16 protein-coding genes are annotated in these 19,298 nt (G+C 45.4%); 11 read left to right on the forward strand and 5 right to left on the reverse strand.

Features of this window, described 5'->3' with window-relative positions:
• Nucleotides 1–14 precede the first annotated feature (14 nt).
• The 3 genes from GVV58_RS06545 to asd form a co-directional block, all read right to left on the reverse strand.
• Nucleotides 15–1,325, reverse strand: coding sequence for a fimbrial protein FimV (locus GVV58_RS06545; protein WP_159516207.1), 1,311 nt, complete (start codon nucleotides 1,323–1,325; stop codon nucleotides 15–17).
• A gap of 67 nt (nucleotides 1,326–1,392) precedes the next feature.
• Nucleotides 1,393–2,847, reverse strand: coding sequence for a hypothetical protein (locus GVV58_RS06550; protein WP_159516208.1), 1,455 nt, complete (start codon nucleotides 2,845–2,847; stop codon nucleotides 1,393–1,395).
• Nucleotides 2,848–2,970: 123 nt separating this feature from the next.
• Nucleotides 2,971–4,089 carry an aspartate-semialdehyde dehydrogenase gene (gene asd, locus GVV58_RS06555; protein WP_159516209.1) on the reverse strand — a complete coding sequence of 373 codons (1,119 nt, stop codon included), beginning with the start codon at nucleotides 4,087–4,089 and terminating at the stop codon, nucleotides 2,971–2,973.
• 188 nt (nucleotides 4,090–4,277) lie between these two features.
• Between asd and GVV58_RS06560 the strand changes: the two genes are divergently transcribed.
• Nucleotides 4,278–5,408 carry an endonuclease/exonuclease/phosphatase family protein gene (locus GVV58_RS06560; protein ID WP_159516210.1) on the forward strand — a complete coding sequence of 377 codons (1,131 nt, stop codon included), beginning with the start codon at nucleotides 4,278–4,280 and terminating at the stop codon, nucleotides 5,406–5,408.
• A 414-nt stretch (nucleotides 5,409–5,822) separates the two neighbouring features.
• Nucleotides 5,823–6,017, forward strand: a complete 195-nt coding sequence (locus GVV58_RS15630; protein WP_252721261.1) for a GNAT family N-acetyltransferase — start codon at nucleotides 5,823–5,825, stop codon at nucleotides 6,015–6,017.
• A 195-nt stretch (nucleotides 6,018–6,212) separates the two neighbouring features.
• On the opposite strand, the gene GVV58_RS06575 is transcribed toward GVV58_RS15630, so the two are convergent.
• Nucleotides 6,213–7,148 (reverse strand): hypothetical protein, encoded by a 936-nt coding sequence (locus GVV58_RS06575; protein ID WP_005095497.1) that lies wholly within the window; start codon nucleotides 7,146–7,148, stop codon nucleotides 6,213–6,215.
• 109 nt (nucleotides 7,149–7,257) lie between these two features.
• Nucleotides 7,258–9,156, reverse strand: coding sequence for an ATP-binding cassette domain-containing protein (locus GVV58_RS06580; protein ID WP_005095500.1), 1,899 nt, complete (start codon nucleotides 9,154–9,156; stop codon nucleotides 7,258–7,260).
• A gap of 33 nt (nucleotides 9,157–9,189) precedes the next feature.
• On the opposite strand from GVV58_RS06580, the gene GVV58_RS06585 reads away from it, so the two are divergent.
• The 9 genes from GVV58_RS06585 to GVV58_RS06625 all read left to right on the forward strand — a co-directional run bounded on the left by GVV58_RS06585 (nucleotide 9,190) and on the right by GVV58_RS06625 (nucleotide 19,271).
• Nucleotides 9,190–9,435: a SlyX family protein gene (locus GVV58_RS06585; protein WP_005095502.1), complete on the forward strand. Its 246-nt coding sequence runs from the start codon at nucleotides 9,190–9,192 to the stop codon at nucleotides 9,433–9,435.
• Between the two features lie 273 nt (nucleotides 9,436–9,708).
• Nucleotides 9,709–10,707, forward strand: a complete 999-nt coding sequence (locus GVV58_RS06590; RefSeq protein WP_005172818.1) for a hypothetical protein — start codon at nucleotides 9,709–9,711, stop codon at nucleotides 10,705–10,707.
• A 70-nt stretch (nucleotides 10,708–10,777) separates the two neighbouring features.
• Entirely contained in the window at nucleotides 10,778–11,227 is a 450-nt protein-coding gene (locus GVV58_RS06595) for an ammonium transporter (protein ID WP_005095506.1), read from the forward strand.
• Nucleotides 11,228–11,257: 30 nt separating this feature from the next.
• Entirely contained in the window at nucleotides 11,258–13,900 is a 2,643-nt protein-coding gene (topA, locus tag GVV58_RS06600) for a type I DNA topoisomerase (RefSeq protein WP_074383984.1), read from the forward strand.
• A gap of 97 nt (nucleotides 13,901–13,997) precedes the next feature.
• Nucleotides 13,998–14,753: a hypothetical protein gene (locus tag GVV58_RS06605; RefSeq protein ID WP_159516212.1), complete on the forward strand. Its 756-nt coding sequence runs from the start codon at nucleotides 13,998–14,000 to the stop codon at nucleotides 14,751–14,753.
• A gap of 64 nt (nucleotides 14,754–14,817) precedes the next feature.
• Entirely contained in the window at nucleotides 14,818–15,963 is a 1,146-nt protein-coding gene (locus tag GVV58_RS06610) for a glycerate kinase (RefSeq protein ID WP_100329272.1), read from the forward strand.
• A 276-nt stretch (nucleotides 15,964–16,239) separates the two neighbouring features.
• Nucleotides 16,240–18,228 (forward strand): ATP-dependent helicase, encoded by a 1,989-nt coding sequence (locus tag GVV58_RS06615; protein ID WP_074383986.1) that lies wholly within the window; start codon nucleotides 16,240–16,242, stop codon nucleotides 18,226–18,228.
• A gap of 83 nt (nucleotides 18,229–18,311) precedes the next feature.
• Nucleotides 18,312–18,563 (forward strand): RNA-binding protein, encoded by a 252-nt coding sequence (locus GVV58_RS06620; RefSeq protein ID WP_005095517.1) that lies wholly within the window; start codon nucleotides 18,312–18,314, stop codon nucleotides 18,561–18,563.
• A 204-nt stretch (nucleotides 18,564–18,767) separates the two neighbouring features.
• On the forward strand, nucleotides 18,768–19,271 hold the full coding sequence (locus GVV58_RS06625; RefSeq protein WP_074383987.1) for a DUF6586 family protein: 504 nt from the start codon (nucleotides 18,768–18,770) through the stop codon (nucleotides 19,269–19,271).
• Nucleotides 19,272–19,298 lie beyond the last annotated feature (27 nt).

Consider the following 19,298-nt stretch of genomic DNA (forward strand, 5'->3'; position numbering starts at 1 on the left):
TAAATCGAAATGCATCAAGATGCGATTTGATTCAGTAATTGCTCTGCGCGTTGCTGTTGCTCGGCCGTATATTCAGCTTCTCGCTCTGCAATGATCTCACGTGCGGCAACATAGGCACCGAGCTGAATATATTGCTGCGCAAGATCCAGATTCAGACTGGCCTCATTGATGTCCAGTAATTCCGGGAAAGATTGTACCAGTGGATCATGCTGGTCTGTGGCTGTTTGAACTGATGTAGCAGGAATGTCGAAAGTAACACCTGTTGCAGCAGGTTTAGTTTCTGCATGATCTAATTTAAAGTCTAGGCCTGATGAAAGGTCTGTCTGTGTCGCAGATTCACTCACAGGTGCAGCAGCAGAAAGACTAGACAGATCAAACTCAATTGCTGGTTCTGAGGTTTTTTCGGCGACAGGCGCTGGAGTTCCTATAGAAAATGAGAAATCCAGAGGCTTGATCTCTTCAGATACAGCAGCCGCTGTTTCTACTGGAGCAGCCTGCTGCAATTCCAGTTTAAAATCTAAAACAGCTGCGGTTTCTGTTGCTGCCGTAGGTGTAGTTTGCACAACAGCAGATGAAGTATCTTGAAATTCAAAATCTACAGCAGGTACCGGAGTTTCTTCAGATTTTGGCGCTATGACCGGCGTAGTTGTCGGTTCAAAATTAAATTCAAGTGGCTGAATATCCGCAACAGGCTCAATTGCTGGAGCTGGCTTGCTTGGTTGAAACTCTTGTTGCAACTGTTCAAATGCCTGCTCATTTGAAGGAGCGGGAGCGACCAGATCAGCAAAGGCATCGGAAGATGCCGAGGTTTCCTGTACAGATGAAGTTTTAAGCTGTGCACTTGGGAAATCAATCGTATCTTGAACAGCAGATAAAGATTGATCAAATTCACGCTGTTTGGCTTCAGCTTGCGCCAGAATCTCATCTAAATTTAAAGAACGGATATGGTTGAGCAGTTGTGAAATCGCAAACTCATCTTTCTGTAAGATATGAATATCTAACAACAGCAGATAGAGCTCATGCTGGGAATTGTCGCGATTCAATGCCTGGTTAATCTGAGCTTCGGCCGCAAAAAAATTACGTTCCTGAATCAGGCCTTCAATTTTTTTACGCGTTTCTGCGGATAATGGCGTTGCTGATTTTTTTGCGACCCCGACTGGCTCAACTACTTTGGTTTTTTGTGGGGCAGTTTTTGAAGCAGAGCCAGGTTTTTTCGCTTTTACAGTTTTAGTTTTTGCTTTATCTGATTCTTGAGCATCTTGTCGTTTTTTGACGACAATTAATACGATGATCAATATCACTAATGGAATCACATAAATCAGCATGTTTTACCCCTTGAGGATAGAGTGTATTCAATGTTCACTCATCCCAATAAATCGTCATGTGTAACTTTTAATTAACTGGCTTCTTATCTGCTTGTTGGGCTTTAAGCTGTTGTTGCAGCTGGGCCAGACGCGCATTTAATAATTGAATTCTGTGATCCTTCTGATTGAGTGCCAATTCTAATTCGGTTACGTTTCTCTGTAATTTAACGGTTTTTTCTCGGGCTGTCATAACTTTTAATGACAATTCCTTCGATGTTTGATTGTGTTCTGTGTTCTGGTTTGCAGAAAGCTGTCCGGAATCGTGCTGGTTCTCAGCAACCAGACTCATTTCAGCCTGATTCAGACGGTATTTAGTTTTGGTAGCAGGCTGAGAAGGTGTCTGTGCCTGCTTGGCGGCGGTGACTTTGATCGGAGCAGTTACACTACTCATCATAGCTAAATTCAGTGCTGCACCTTTGCGTAAACGATTGGCATTTCCTCCGATAAAGGCATGTTCATTGTTTTGCTTGATTTGCTGCATCACTTCATTAACCGGACGTTGCTGTTCTGCTGCAATTCGTGATGCGATTCCCCACAGCGACTCATTGGACTGAACCATATAAGTGGGTTGAGCTTGGGCTGAGGCACTCTTGGCTGGTGTAACTTTTGTTGTAATTGGAGCTGGGGTCTGTACAGGAGGAGTTGAGCCAGCCGATTTTCTGGCCTGTTCCTCGGCAAATTTCTTGACCAATGGATCGCTGGAAGCGCTTTGATGTTCAGAACCAGTCTCAGCCGGTTTTTGCATAGATACTTTATTTTGCTCTGGGGCAACTTGATCTGAGGGCATTCTGCTCGCCGGTTCATTTGCAGCTAAAGACTGAATAGGTTCCGCTGCAGCCGGAATCGATGGTGCTGCTGGCGCGAGTGCAGCTTGAGGAATTGAACTGCTAGACAATGTCGGCGGACTAACATGTTGCACAGCCAGCGGCTTTTCTAAAACCGGTTGCTTATTTGAAGTGGCTGGAGAGCTGTTGTAATGGGTAGTCACTGGCAGGTTTAAAGCAATATCTTTTTCACTGACCATGACAACTGGCGCAAGTGGGCGTTCATTCTGTTTTAGACTGGCTTTTAATAAATCGGTTTTCGCTTGCAAAGGCGTGCGGATATGTTGCAAACGTGCAGCATTGCCTTCCTTAATTTTGATAATGATATTCAGTTCCCGATCCGTCATTGGTCGAGACGATGTAATGGTAATGACTCCGGTGCCATTACTGCTACGCCGGGTGAAAAAGTTCAGATGACCAGGCGGTTGATGTGATGCACCCATCGACATTAAATCTTCAGGCGAAGCCAGACTCACCTCAATCGGTAAATTCATATCAGATTGTCGAAAGGTCATTTCAGCATAGAGTAACTCTCCAGGCGCAGACTGGATCTGAACCGGATCTACGTTAATCGCATAAATATTCTGTGAAGCAACAATGGCTAAAATGGCAAGCTTTAATTTGTTATATACAGTCATCTTAATTGTGAGCTCAGTCATTATCGCATAGCGAAAATTATAGATTAACGGGATGTTTGTTTTTTGTAAAATACTTACGCAATAGTTACATAAAAAAGCCGATCAATAAAGATCGGCTTTTTGTTTTATATCCATCTCGGGATATTAAACGTTTTTATAATCAATCAGGATGCGCAGCATACGGCGTAATGGTTCAGCAGCGCCCCAAAGCAATTGGTCACCGACAGTGAATGCACCCAAGTATTCTTTACCCATGTTGAGCTTGCGCAGACGACCGACTGGAACGCTTAAAGTACCTGTTACAGCAACAGGAGTCAGATCTGTCATGGATGCTTCGCGAGTATTTGGCACCACTTTAGACCAGTCATTGGCACCTGCAATGATGTCTTCGATCTCATCCAAAGGTACATCTTTTTTCAGTTTCAATGTCAATGCCTGAGAGTGACAACGCATGGCACCAATACGCACACAGTGACCGTCAATCGGTACGATCTGCTGGTTGCCCAGAATCTTGTTGGTTTCAACCTGGCCTTTCCACTCTTCTTTCGACTGGCCGCTTTCCAGTTGCTTGTCGATATAAGGAATCAGTGAACCGGCCAAAGGCACACCGAAGTTGCTGGATGGGAAGCCTTCACCGCGTTGTAATTCAGCAATTCTCGAATCGATATCCAGAATTGGAGAGCGTGGATCATCGAGTAATTCTTTGGTGTTATTGTATAAATAACCCATACCGCTGATCAGTTCACGCATGTTTTGCGCACCCGCACCAGACGCTGCCTGATAGGTCATAGACGTTGCCCATTCCACCAGATTGTTCTGGAACAGACCACCTAGACCCATCAACATCAAGGAAACCGTACAGTTACCGCCAACAAAAGTTTTGGTGCCTTTTACCAAACCGTCTTTGATCACATGCATATTGACCGGATCAAGTACGATGATGGCTTCATCATCCATACGTAAGGTCGATGCTGCATCAATCCAGTAACCATTCCAGCCTTCAGCTTTCAGTTTTGGGAAAACCTCAGAGGTATAGTCGCCACCTTGACAGGTAATAATGACATCCATCTGCTTCAGACTGTTAATATCTGATGCATCCATAAGTGCTGGGGCAGTCTTACCACCAAATGCTGGCGCTTCACCGCCTGCATTACTGGTAGAGAAATAAAATGGCTCAAAATGAGCAAAATCATTCTCTTCAACCATACGTTGCATTAGGACGGAACCGACCATCCCGCGCCAACCGACCAGACCTACTCTCATGTCACTTTGCCTCGGTGCGTTAAAAATTCTAAAGGGATTCGAGTGTATCAAAAAGGGACTCAACTGCAAGTGCTACACAATCAAAACATCAATATTCTTGAGCGAAATATCTGCTTTATGATACATACAAAATTGATAACGTCATTTTTCTTTCAGAAAAAATAATAACTTAATTAAGAGCACGCTTTATGATATGGGTTATCCAAATTGTGGCAATCATTGTCATTTGGTTAAGTTTCTGGTCACTGATCCCACGCGATGAATGGTGGATTCGAGGTGCGGATTTTCCACGCTTACAAATTCTGGTCTTGGGCTTTATTGCCTTTGTGCTGTTTTTGGTGGTGGAACATCCCTGGACTGTCTTGAATCAGCTGATTTTTGTGGCCCTGATTGCGGCTTTGGCTTATCAGCTAAAAATGGTATTGCCCTATACCTTTATCTGGAAAAAACAGGTCAAGCAGGTCAAACAGGATCAACTGGATCCGCAGCGGCAAATCTCCCTGATTGTTTCGAACGTACTGACCACCAATACTCAATATCATCGACTGATTGAACAGATCCAGACCCATCAGCCAGACTTGGTGTTAACGCTGGAAACGGATCAAACCTGGCAAAATGAACTGTCGGTGATTGAAGCAGATTATCCTTATCGTGTGCCTGTGCCTTTGGATAACCTGTATGGCATGCACCTGTATAGTAAACTGGAACTTCGCAATACCCAGGTCAAGTTTATTTTAAGCGACGAGATTCCGTCCATTCATACCACAGTGATTTTAGGCTCGGGACAGCCGGTGCAGCTGCACTGTCTGCACCCGAAACCACCGAGCCCAACTGAAGCCAAGGATTCTACTTTACGTGATGCGGAATTGTTAATTGTCGGGGATCAGATTAAAGATTTAGATGAAAGTTGCATCGTCATGGGGGATCTGAATGATGTGGCCTGGTCTCGTACTACGCGGCTGTTTCAGCGCATTAGCGGGCTACTGGACCCACGCGTCGGACGTCATTATGTAAACACCTTTCATGCAGATTATCCTTTTTTTCGCTGGTCGCTCGATCACGTATTTCACAGTATCGATTTTGCCCTGGTCCATATGGAACGTCTGCCCCATATTGGTTCTGATCATTTTCCGGTCTTTCTGGTTTTACAAACCGGTCGGGTCTTTGAGCATATTCAGGAAGAATTGGAGCAAACCGATGAAGATGAGCAGGAAGCACAAGAGGCCATAGAAGAGGGGATTCAAAAAGCAGAGAAAGAGGAAAAAATGGTGACCGATGAAATTGCCATGGCTTATAAAGATGGCGGCAAAATTTCTTAACTTTTTAAGAGAAAAGTGTAAGAGATTGCTTACATCAGTTTGCGCTTCTTGCGGATGGGCAATCATGAGCAATCCAGGTATTCTAGGTTTATCAGCACAGGGAGTCGAGAAAGGATATTCTCATAAGGAAGACGAAGCTGAATGAAAACATCATGGATATGATGCTGAAAGGGAAATCACAAAAAATAGAACCAATTATAATAGATGAAAGCACAACCTCATTAACCCGGGTTTTACAGGATGTAGAACTCGGGTTAAATTATTTTTAGGATGAATTTTTTTAAATATTTAATTGATTATTAAAGATAATTTTAGGTTTAAAGCTATATTTTTACAGTGCAGAATGGAAAATGTTATTGCCAGTGATGACTCAGTGAATGGATCAGAAATACTTCAGCTCTATCGTGCCAATCCATGGTCTACTGCCGAAAACCACAACATTTATTACAGGCTTTACAACATTCGCATGGTCTGGTCACTGCACGTATAAATGGTCAGCTGGTCGGACTGGCGAATGCGATTTCAGATGGCTTTCTGGGGGTGTATTTCCCACACTTATTGATTGATCCGGACTGGCAACGACAAGGCATTGGTCGGCGGATCATGTAAAATATGTGGTAATGTTATTCAGGATTTCATCAGCAGATTTTAGTGGCCGATCAGCAGACAATAGGATTTTATCAGGTCTTAGGCTTCATGCGTGCGGGACTAACGAAAGCTATGTAGATCTATCAAGGTACAGATCATGAGCAGGATTTTAAACTATAGGAGCTGTAGCGATTTAAAGTCTAGGATCAAACAGATTTAGTAAATTTCCTTATAACCTTCAGGGCGAGTTTTAAAACGGCGGTGGAACCACATATATTGGGTCGGTGCGATGCGTAGCTGCTGTTCAATTATCAGATTCACGCGAGTAGCATCCTCGACTTCATTCTCACTAGGGAAATTCTCCAGTGCCGGTTCAATCAGTACATGGTAGCGTGGATTTTTGATATCGCCATGACGATAGAAATATAAAGGAATCGCAGCAGCTTTGGTCATTTTCAGTAAACGACGGTGCGCGGTGACGGTTGCCGCCGGTACACCAAAGAAAGGTGCCATCACCCCTTGTTTTAAACCATAATCCTGATCCGGACTGTACCAGATTGCATGGCCTTTTTTCAGATTACGTACCAGACCGCGCATATCATCATGATCAATTTGATGGGCATAAATCGTGGCGCGACAACGGTAAATCAGCATGTCCAAAAGTGGATTATTCTGTGGGCGATACACCACATCCGGTTCAAAATATTGTGCACACAGATATCCACCAGCATCCAGTAAGGTCGAATGCGTGCCTAGTAACAGCATACCCCGGCCTTCGGCTTGAGCATTCTGAATATGTTCCAGTCCTTCAATACTGACGCGATCCTGAAACCATTTCGGACTGTACCAGGCATTTAAGGTTTCAAAAACCCCCAGCATTTGATCGATAAAAACCTGACGCGCATTGTCCTGTATTTGCTCGGCAGACCATTCAGGAAAACAGACTTCCAGATTGCGCAGTGTGGTGTCGCGACGTGAGGGCAGATACTTAAAAGACAGATGGCCCAGCAGATAGGCCAGACGATACTGAATGGCCCATGGTAAAATCGCCAAAATCATCAGGAAAATAATACCCAGCCAATTGCCCCAGTATCGAGGTAACAGGAATGACCATTGAAATTCGCCGGGTTGATATGCAGGCTGGGTACTCATAGAACAATATAGGGCTAAAAGATTAAGTGCAGTCTAACAGAGAAGATTCTTGAAATAAAAAAAAGCATCTGTACGAATACAGATGCTTGAGCAAATACTCGTGGAATATTTAGCCGTTGCTAAGGTTATCCAGCTCTTCCCAACGTTCTAATTTTTCCAGTAACAGTTCATCAATTTCTGATAAACGCTGAGACAGTTGCATGGCTTTATCGGAATCACTGACAAATAAAGAGCCATCAGCCAGTTGTGTATTGATCTCGGCTTGCTCTTTTTCCAGCGCTTCCATTTCAGCCGGAAGTTGCTCGAGCGCGCGTTGATCTTTGTAGCTGAGTTTGACTTTTTTGGCAGCAACGGGTGCGGCTTCAGCTTTGGCCATGGCTTTTTTCACGGCACTTTTTTGATCGACCACGGTTTGATCCGGACGCTGTTCAAGATAATCCTGATAACCACCGACATATTCGTCGATATTGCCTTTACCATCAAAGACCCAAGTTGAGGTCACCACGTTGTCCATAAAGGCACGGTCATGCGAGATCAATAACAAGGTGCCTTTGTAGCCACCGAGCATTTCTTCCAGTAACTCTAGGGTCACCATATCCAGATCGTTGGTTGGTTCATCCATCACAATCAGATTCGATGGTTTCAGCAACAGTTTCGCCAGCAAGATACGGTTGCGTTCACCACCAGACAACGCTTTGACTGGGGTACGTGCACGTTCTGGCGAGAACAGGAAGTCTTGTAAATAGCTATAGATATGACGACGGTTACCATTCACATCCACGTGGTCAGAGCCTTCAGAAACGTTATCTTTGACCGACTTTTCCAGATCCAGTGCATTACGCAGTTGGTCGAAATAGGCTACTTCCAGCTGTGTACCGGTTTTCACCGTGCCGCCATGCTCAAGCTCGCCCAGAATGGCTTTAATCAGTGTGGTTTTACCGACACCGTTATCACCGACCAGACCGATACGGTCACCGCGTAAAACCAGTGCCGAGAAGTTGTTAATGATCGGTGCATTGTCACCGAATTTCACACTCAGGTTCTCAATCTCAAAGACCAGTTTGCCGGAACGGTTGGCATCCTGAGTTGCCATCGCCACTTTACCTTGTTGCGAACGGCGCGCTTTGGATTCTTCACGCAGTGCTTTTAGAGCGCGAACACGACCTTCGTTACGGGTACGGCGTGCTTTGATGCCCTGACGGATCCAGACTTCTTCTTCCGCCAGCTTTTTATCAAACAGCGCATTCTGCTTTTCTTCAGCTTCCATTTGCATGGCTTTGAGTTCTAAGTAACGTGAATAGTTACCTTCATAACTGCGCAATTGACCACGATCCAGTTCCACAATACGGGTGGCGATGCTATCGACAAAGGCACGGTCATGCGAAATGAACAACAGAGTTAAATTGTTTTGATCGAGCAGGAATTTTTCCAGCCACTCGATACTTTCAACATCTAAATGGTTGGTCGGTTCATCCAGTAATAAGACATCTGGCTGAGTCAGCAAGGCACGTGCCAATAGGACACGACGCTTACGACCACCCGACAAATCGGCAAGATCTGCATCTGGGTCCAGACCCATTTTGCTTAAAATCGAATTGACCTTGGTTTCCAGCGCCCAGCCATCGAGCTGGTCCATTTTGTGTTGCAGATTGCCCATGCGGTCACAAGCGTCCATATCGCCCAGTACACAGGCTTCACTGGCTGCATGGTAGGCACGCAAAACTTCCGACGCTTCACCGGCACCGTCAGCCACGATATCCGCCACTCGGCCTGAGTCCATCGGTACATCTTGCGCCAGCATCGAAATCGTGATGCCATTTTGTAATGAAACTTCGCCGCTATCCGGCAGTAAACTTCCTTCAATCAGCTTAAGTAAGGTAGACTTACCCTCACCATTACGGCCAATCAAACACACTCGTTCGCCGCGCTCCAAGTTAAAATTCGCGCCGTTGAGCAGGGCGGGTCCACCAAACGCAAGTTGGACATCCCTAAGGGTAATATAGGCCATAATGTTTCCTGAAATCCCCAATGAGGACTTTAAATGACTAAACAACAAAATCTAAATGATCAGGCGTCATTTTCCGCACCCATTGAAGATTTGCAAGTGCGAATTGCATTTTTAGACGATTTAGTTGAACAGTTGAATGATCAGGTGGCTAAACAGACTCTGGAAATTGCCGATCTGAAAAAGCAAATGAGCCTGTTATATCAACGTGTTGAGTCCTCAGACCGCTCTGAAGGAATTGCGGATTTTGATCCAGTTGCTGATCGTCCGCCACATTATTAATTTGCAAGCAATCATTTAATAAAACCCTTATATTTGATAAGGGTTTTTTATTGCAGCTGCTATTTCACCGATGATTCGATTCATTTAATCAGCTCTCAGCCTGGAATCTAGCGATTTCTGACCTGCTTGCAGCAAGATCAAATATGTAATCTTCCACTCGGTTGGAATCTGGTAAATCCGCTGCAACCCGAATATTCACCATGAAATTATTTGACCTTTCACTCACTTCCTACTCTAATACTGGCTTTCAGGTACATTTCAGAAGCTTGTCCCATGCATCCAAAAGTTGTTCTACTCGACCTCGAAAATAATTTTCCGACGGCCAAGTTACTGCGTGAAATTGTGACGCATTATTCCAGCCTGTATCTGTTTAATTGTGCCGGAACATTTGAATTTTCATTAGAAGATTTAACCGAGCTGGCCGGCTGGATTGCGAGTGGACAGATCATCATTCTGGATACACCTGAATCGCCCCAGAAAGAATATGAATATGCGGTCATTGTCGGTCAGCTGATGGCGTTGTTGGAGCCGGAAACCGAAGTCGAGTTGATCTCGGCGATGGACAGCAGCGAGATGTTGCAGCAGATGCTGCAAGCCTCTGATATTAAATGTAGCCTGATTCAGATTCAGCCCGATGAAGTCTCTATTCCAGCAGAGCATGTTAAAAATTACCTGCCTAGTCTGGAGGCGATCCGCAACAAACCGGCCTTGCAACTGGTGAAAAAGTACTGTGATGCTCTAGGGAAAATGAGTGGTAAGCCAAATACCTTGGAAACCTTAAAAAATTCAGTTGCCAATATTCTGCACGTCATGCCCGTGAAGGCCCAGCATGTGGTCGGCATGCTGATTAACCTGAAAATTGTCAAACGCTATGATGAGCAGATCAGCTTCCGTAAAAAAGTCCTGAAACAGTGGCTACAGCTCAATCTGGATGAACAAGATCCGCTTGAAAATCCAAAACTGGATCAGGTCATGTCCCGGCTCAAAGTTGATGATGCTCCAGTTGAAGCATTGCAAACTCCAATTCAGTCAGCCCAGCAAGACCTGTTTAAAAACTTTAACCGGATTGATCCAGTGCAACTGGAAGTCGCACGTAAACTGCGCGAACTTCAGGGCGACAAACCCAAGGATATTTATGAATTACGTGATTTGCTAGAGCAGCTCTTTCCTCAATCGGATATCCGTCTGCTGCTGAAAGAGCTAATTGAGAAGGGTTATATTTACTGGAATGGTCACGAAGTTTTATATAGTCATGAAATGTTCTTGAATTAATTTTATCGTGCAAACTTGCGTTTTATATTGTGCTTATGCAACTCTAATAATAGAACATAAAGGTTGAACTATGGAAAACACTGGAATTTGGGTAGCGGTGATCATCATCATTTTTGTCATGGGGTCAATTTTTGGCTTACGTGTCAGCCCAAGAGAAAAAGCGCTTGGCATCATGCGTGACAAAGCCCGCAAAATGGGTCTGCATCCACGTTTGGTGGTTGCACCCGACTGGACCAAAATTCCAAAGGCCACTGAAAGTCGTGCCAGTATGGTTGCGTACTACAGCGTACTCATGCCAGATGCGCGTTTACCCTTGATGCGTGCCCGTGTTGTCGATAATAAACTCGAAATTGTGCAGGGTGATGAGAAATTTAAAGATTTTCCCATTGCATTAAAAGGCATTTATGCTATTGATATGCAGGCCAACTGTGTCGGATTGTATTGGGATGAACATGCTGATTTAAGAGCAGCCCAACTCGACGATATCAAAGCACTATTACACGCTTTGGCTGAACTTTAATTTAGAAATAAACAGGATTAACGGTTAATTATGGCGAACGCTCCTCGGTCCACATCAAAAAGCAGCACAGCAAAGTCTCCCGACGCTGGAAGTAAGCGTGCCTTAGTGATTGTGGAGTCGCCTGCAAAAGCGAAAACAATCAATAAGTACCTTGGTCCAAACTACATCGTAAAATCATCAGTCGGTCATGTCCGTGACTTGCCAACAGGCGGCTCTGCCAAATCGACAGAGAAAAAGCCGGCGACACGCACCAAACTGACAGATGAACAGAAAGCTGAAAAATCACAGAATGCGTTGATTAACCGCATGGGTGTCGATCCGGAACATGACTGGAAAGCCAAATACGAAGTGCTTCCTGGCAAGGAACATGTGGTTGCCGAACTGAAAAAACTGGCAGCGCAAGTCGATGAAGTCTATCTGGCAACGGATATGGACAGGGAAGGGGAAGCGATTGCCTGGCATTTAAAAGAAGTGATTGGCGGCGATGAGTCACGTTATCAACGTGTGGTCTTCAACGAAATTACCAAAAATGCCATTCAGGAAGCCTTTAAGCATCCTTCACGTCTGGACACCAATAAAGTCAATGCCCAGCAGGCACGCCGTTTTCTGGACCGCGTGGTCGGCTTCATGATTTCACCACTCTTGTGGGAAAAGATTGCCCGTGGCCTGTCAGCCGGCCGTGTACAGTCGGTTGCGGTGAAACTGGTGGTTGAGCGCGAACGTGAAATTCGGGCCTTTATTCCTGAAGAATACTGGCAGGTGTTTGCCGATACCAAATCGAAAAAAGATGACATCCGTCTGGAAGCAGTCAAGCAACATGGCAAGACTTTAAAGCTTCGTAATAAAGACGAAACGGATGCACTTTTAAACCTGATTAAAGATGCGGATTATACCGTTTCTGCCCGTGAAGATAAGCCAACCAAAGTCAATCCAAGCGCGCCCTATATCACGTCAACGTTGCAACAGGCGGCCAGTACCCGTCTCGGTTTTTCTGTGAAGAAAACCATGATGCTGGCACAGCGCCTGTATGAAGCCGGTTTCATTACCTATATGCGTACCGACTCGACCTTCCTGAGTGATGATGCGGTAAGCATGGTCCGTGGCCATATCGAATCAGAATTTGGTGAGAAGTACCTGCCGGCCAAACCCAACCGCTATGGCAATAAAGCCGGCGCGCAAGAAGCGCATGAGGCAATCCGTCCATCTACTGTGGGCCTCAAAGGTGACAGTCTGGTCGGTGTGGAGCGTGATGCACAGCGTCTCTATGACCTGATCTGGCGCCAGTTTGTGGCCTGTCAGATGACACCGGCTGAATACCTGTCTTCAACCATTTTAGTCAATGCCAATGGCGTAGAACTCAAAGCCAAAGGCCGGACGCTGGTCTTTGATGGTTTTACCCGGGTGCGTGGTGCCAACAAAGCGGATGACGATATTCTGTTACCGGCAGTGAAAGTCGGTGAAGTGCTGAAACTTGAGAAGCTTGATCCATCTCAACATTTCACCAAGCCACCAGCTCGTTTTACTGAAGCCTCACTGGTCAAAGAACTCGAGAAAAAAGGCATTGGCCGTCCATCGACCTATGCTGCAATTATCTCGACCATTCAGGATCGTGGTTATGTGAAGCTCGATAACCGTCGTCTCTTTGCCGAGAAGATGGGTGAGATCGTCACCGACCGTCTGGATGAAAACTTCAATAACCTGATGAACTACGCCTTTACCGCAGATCTTGAAGGTCAGCTGGATAAGGTGGCAGATGGTGAGCGTAACTGGAAAGAGCTGTTAGACAGCTTCTACGGCGATTTCAAGCAACGTTTGACTACGGCGCAAGGCGAGAACGGTATGCGCCGTAATCAGCCAGTGGAAGTGGATGCGGTACATTGTAAAGAATGTGAGCGCCCAATGCAGATTCGTACCGGAACCACAGGCGTTTTCCTGGGCTGTTCTGGTTATAACCTGCCACCGAAAGAACGTTGCAAGGGAACCTTGAACCTGACCCCAGTCGAGTCTCTGGCTGCACTGTCTGATGATGATGCGGCCGAAACCGCTGACCTGATGTCGAAGAAACGTTGTCCGGTGTGTGAAACGGCAATGGATAGCTATGTGATTGATGGCGGACGTAAACTGCATGTTTGTGGCAATAACCCGGACTGTGATGGTTATGAACTCGAAGAAGGAGAGTTCAAGATCAAAGGTTATGATGGCCCAACCATTCCATGCGACAAATGTGATGGCGAAATGCAGCTTAAAACGGGTCGTTTTGGGCCATACTTCGCCTGCAACAGTTGTGACAATACCCGTAAAGTATTAAAGAGTGGTCAGCCGGCACCTCCGCGTGTCGATCCGATCAAGATGGAACATTTGCGCTCGACCAAGCACGATGACTTCTTTGTGCTGCGTGATGGTGCGGCCGGCCTGTTTCTGGCGGCCAGCAAATTCCCGAAAGTGCGTGAAACACGGGCACCGAAAGTTGCCGAGATTCGCTCTGTGGCTGAACAGCTGGATCCGAAATATCAGTTTATCTTGCAAGCGCCTGATGCAGATCCGGAAGGTAACCCGACTTTGGTGAAATTCAGTCGCAAGAACCAGTCGCAATATATTGGCTCTGAAAATGCGGAAGGCAAGCAAACCAAATGGTCTCTGGTTTACCAGGATGGAAAATGGGTTGAAGCCTAAATAAAGTTTAAACTTGAAAAAAATGCTGACGAAAGTCGGCATTTTTTATTTATGATGTGTCGATATTTTAAAAAAATAAATAAGGTTGCTTGGGGATATGTGGAAAAAGATTCGGATTCTGATTTTATTAAGTATTTTATTGATCGTTGCAGTCAATGCCTATCGTGATCAAAATCAGAACTGGTCAAAGCCGGTCATGGTTCTGTTGCATCCGATTAATGCAGATGGATTACCGACCACACAGCAATACATCCAGCAACTGTCAGTTCAGGATCTAGAAACGGCAAGAGACTTTCTACAAAAATCAGCACAGCAATATCGGAATCAACCCACTTATTTTTATTTTAATTTGGGTCGTGAGCTTAAAGTTTTACCGCCTAAAGTCCCTGAGCAGGCCTCAATTTTCGATACTGTTGTATGGAGTTTAAAGTTTCGATTTTATGCCTGGAAACAGCAACAGAGTTCGGACCCTTCTGCCAGTCTGACCCTGTTTTTAAATTATTATGATCCGGCACAAACCCGGCAATTAAAGCATTCAACTGCCTTGCAGAAAGGCCGGGTTGGATCAGTGAATTTATTTGCCTCTCAAAAGCAGTCTGAACAAAATAAAATTGTTTTGGTACATGAGTTACTGCATGCCTTTGGTGCCAGTGATAAATATGATCTGGCCACAGGTCAGCCGATTTATCCAATAGGTTATGCATTTCCAGATCAGCAACCTGTGTTCCCACAAGCCAAGGCAGAACTGATGGCAGGACATATCCCGCTGTCCGAAACCACGAGTAAAATGCCGGGATCTCTGGATCAGACCCTGATTAATGAGATCACAGCAATTGAGTTGGGCTGGAAATAAAGACTTGTAGATTCTCTTGGATTTATCCAGAATCTAGACTTTATTGATAGATAAAAATAACCATATGCCGCTTACTTTTGTTCTTGCTCCAGATTCCTTTAAAGAAAGTATGCGTGCTGAACAAGCCTGTCAGGCCATGCAGCGTGGCATTCAAAACATGTTGCCTGATGCTTTGTGTATTCATGTTCCTATGGCGGATGGAGGGGAAGGCACTGTCGATACGCTGATCTCAAGTTCAAAAGGACAGCGCATTCCCTGTGAAGTGACCGGCCCATTGCCTGATCAGCGCATCCAGACGTATTTTGGCGTAATTGATGCAGGAAAAACCGCAATCATTGAAATGGCCAAAGCCAATGGCATAGATCTGCTGGAAGCTGCAAGGCGTAATCCTCTGCTGACCTCAACCTGTGGCACAGGAGAAATGATCAAGTCTGCGCTCGATTTAGAGGCCAGTAAAATCATCATTGGCTTGGGTGGCAGTGTGACGAACGATGCCGGTGCGGGAATGGCACAGGCTTTAGGCGCTCGGTTTTTAGATGCCCAAGGATTAGAAATACAGGCTTGCGGTGGAAACCTGGATCAAATCATAGCAATTGATTTATCCGAACTGGATTCACGGCTGGCGGATATTGAAATTATCATTGCATCGGATGTGAATAATCCGCTGTGTGGACCCAATGGTGCTTCAGCGATCTTTGGCCCACAAAAAGGTGCGACACCGGAAATGGTCAAGCAACTGGATCAAAACCTCAGTCATTTTGCCGATCTGGTTGCTCGGCACATTGGACGTGATCATCGTCATGTTGCAGGTGCGGGTGCGGCAGGTGGACTCGGTTTTGGCTTAATGGCATTCACAGCTGCTTCTATTCGATCAGGCGTGGAACTCATCATTCAGCAGACAGACTTAGCCAATAAAATAGCCCAAGCCGATTATGTTATGACCGGTGAAGGCAAGCTTGATCATCAAACTAAGTTAGGAAAAACACCATTTGGCGTGGCACAAGTAGCGCAAAAATTCAATAAACCGGTGCTTGCATTTGCTGGACTGGTGGGTGATGGGATTGAGTCACTATATGAGTCTGGATTTAGTCAGATTATCGGGATTAATCCACCAGATTGTAGCCGGGAAGAAGCCTTAAAAAATGCGGAAGTGAATCTGGAAAAAGCAGTGTCCAAAACAATTAAAAATATTGAGGAACAGCGTATTTAGTTTTCTTTTACAAGATCGTCATTGCTGCACAAGCTTTACGTAATGGCAGATAATAACGCATAAGCAGATCTTGCTTTTCATGGATGAGAAGCACTGCTTCGCAAGGTAACTGAGGGTATGTCCCTATATCTCAATCCAGCAGACGGCATCCATGCTGTCGACCCTATAGCAAACAAATCAAGAGATAAAATTTGCTGCTGTTTCAGGGCGGATGAAAAGCCATAATTATAAGAGCGATCTGCTAAACTACAGCCATCCACAAAACGATGAGTGAAAATGAGTTTAGCCAACCTGATTGATGAATTAAATCCCCAACAAAAGCAAGCAGCGACCACAGAAACAAAACATAGTCTGGTGCTGGCCGGGGCAGGTTGTGGCAAAACCAAGACCATCGTGGCACGTGCAGCTCACCTGATTGAGCAGGGTGTACCCGCCAACCAGATTCAGATTCTGACCTTTACCCGCCGTGCAGCCAGTGAAATTGTAGCGCGGGTGGAATTAGCCTTGGGGGATCAAGCCAAAGGTCTGCGTGCCTCGACTTTTCATACTTTCTGTATGTATCTGTTGCGCCGTATTCCGAAGGCCTTTGGTCTGGAACAGTTCTCGATTATTGATCGTGATGATCAGTTGATGATGTTCCGTCTGATTCGTGGCCGTGATGACAAAAAAAATCCTAATCATTTGCCCAAGCCACAAGAACTCTGCGATTTATATTCCTTTGCACGTAATACCCGGCAGAAGCTCAGTCTGGCGCTGGAAAAGCAGATGCCGGAATATCTGGCCTTAAAAGACCAGATTGCCGAGATCATGAAGGAATATGAAGCACGCAAACAGGCGCGCAGTTTTCTGGATTATGACGATATTCTGGCGGTGGTGGCGACAGCTTTGGCACAATCAGAAGGCTTAGTCGATTATGTGGCTTCAATCTGTCGGCATATGCTGGTCGATGAAATGCAGGATACCAATCCACTGCAATGGGCCTTGCTGGAGCCGCTGAAAGACCGGATCAGCCTATTTTGTGTCGGCGATGATGCCCAGTCGATTTATGGTTTCCGTGGCGCAGACTTTGAAAATATTCATCATTTCAAAGAACGGGTACCAGATGCGCAAATTTTTAAACTGGAAAAAAACTACCGCTCGACCCAGGAAATTCTGGATCTGTCCAACTGGCTGCTGGATCAGTCTGAAATCAAATATGACAAACGTCTGGAAGCTTATCGTGGCGAGGGCCTAAAGCCGCGCATGCATATATTTCCGAATGAGTTTGATGAAGCCAAATGGATCGCAATTGATATTAAAGAGCGTCATTATTTACAGGGCAGCAAATGGGGCGAACATATGGTACTGGTGCGTTCCAGTTTTGCCGCGCGGCATATTGAAGCGGCCTGTATCGCGGCCAATGTACCGTATCGATTTATTGGCGGTATGAAGCTGCTGGAAACGGCACATGTCAAAGATTTGCTCAGCATGCTGCGTGTGGTCGCCAATCCGCTGGATGATATCGCCTGGATGCGTTTCTTGACCCTGTGGAATGGTGTCGGTGATGTCGGTGCAAGCAAGCTGGCGCAACACATTTTGCTGGAACCTGAAATCGATAAAATCTCCGATAAACTGGAGAAATTTGGCAAGATACCTCTAAATGCGATTCTGATCATGAAGCAGATGAGCGTGCTGAAAGGCGAAGTGCAGGCTTGTGTCAGTCTTGCGATTCAGGCAATTGAAACACAACTGGCAGAGAACTATAAAAAAGACTGGCCACGTCGTCAGGGTGATTTTGAACTGGTGAAACAACTGGCCTCCAAGCATTCACAACTAAGTGAATTTTTAGAGGAATATGTGCTCGATCCAGTGTCGATTTCGGAAATTGAACGCCAGTCCGATCATGATGTGGTGACCCTGATTACCATTCATTCAGCAAAAGGCACCGAACAGAATGTCTGTTATGTGGCCAATGTCACGCCGGGAAATTATCCGCATGCACGCGCCCAAGGCGACTTTGATGATGTTGAAGAAGAACGTCGTGTGCTGTATGTGGCGCTGACCCGGGCCAAAAATGAATTGATTCTGACCAAACAAAATCTGAATCACTGGGCGCGGGAAACGGTCGATGCGCAGGGGCGTAAAGTCGCAAGTTATTTCTTGAATGATCTCACCCGGCATTTATGTACCACGGAAACCCATTACAAAACCCGGCAGCAGACCGTGAAAAGTGCCTTAATTGAACGTCAATCGATTAATTTAGATTTTGGCATTGATCTCGATTAAACTATAGCAAAGTTGTTGCATACAAAAAGTAGAGTAGGCGCGTGCTTTTTGATATTTTTTGCCTATCTTCTTAAGGTTATCAGATGAAAATTTTAGTTCGTAATTTAGAACGTACGGTCACAGAAGCCGAGTTGCTGAAGTTGTTCCAGGAATATGGCACAGTGAATACTTGTACTTTGGTGCTCGATGCGGCAACCGGAAAATCAAAAGGCTTTGCCTTTGTAGAAATGCCGCATGCACGTGAAGCCATCAAAGCCATTAAAGGCCTGAATACTTTGCGTTTGCACGGACATGGAATCCGGGTAAAACAAGCAGAAGATAAGCCCGAGGCTTAAACTGGAAAAGGAGCACTTGATATGCTCCTTTTTTATGGCTGAAATTTAGCCTTGTTGTGCTCATGGTTGTACTCGTGCAGGCAGTTAGATTTTCTGGATTTCAGTACTGGATGGATTCAGTTTAAACATGTTTTGATTGCGAAATGAAAGCGAACCTTTTACTTTATAAAAGCCAAAATTTGTTTAAAACCTTAGGAAATATCAATGACCCGTGTTGCTCGCTATCATGCGGACCGTACCAATCAAAAACTGTATTTTGCCCGTCTTGCCTGTCAGCAGGCAGAGCAAACCGAACATGTGCAACAGGCTCAGGCACAACGTGAGGCGACTGTGTTTCATTTGCATGGCGCTTTATTGGCATTTTTGCAGGAACTGGTGCGTTACTATCGCCTGAATGATGCCAATCCGACGTTAAAATCGATCGAAGAACTAATGGCAGCCAAAGGCCAGATTTCACCCGAAGTAGCCGTATTACAACACTTATCCAAGAGCGGTTTCATTGCTGAACTAAAACGTGCGTATCGTCTGTGCCAGTATGCGCCTGAACCGAGTACACCGGAACCCGAAGACGAAACCTCCTCAAATCTCATCATTAAAGTCACACAGTCTCCACAAGCATGGTTACCTGATCCTGCTATATTAAGAGAATGGCATCGTGACTTGACACAACTCATCGATGGTTTTCGCAATGAGATGATTGAATTTTAATCGGATCGACCGTACTTGAAATTAGAA

The sequence above is a fragment of the Acinetobacter sp. 18QD2AZ41W genome (assembly GCF_009829025.1).
In the GTDB taxonomy this organism is placed as follows: domain Bacteria; phylum Pseudomonadota; class Gammaproteobacteria; order Pseudomonadales; family Moraxellaceae; genus Acinetobacter; species Acinetobacter pseudolwoffii.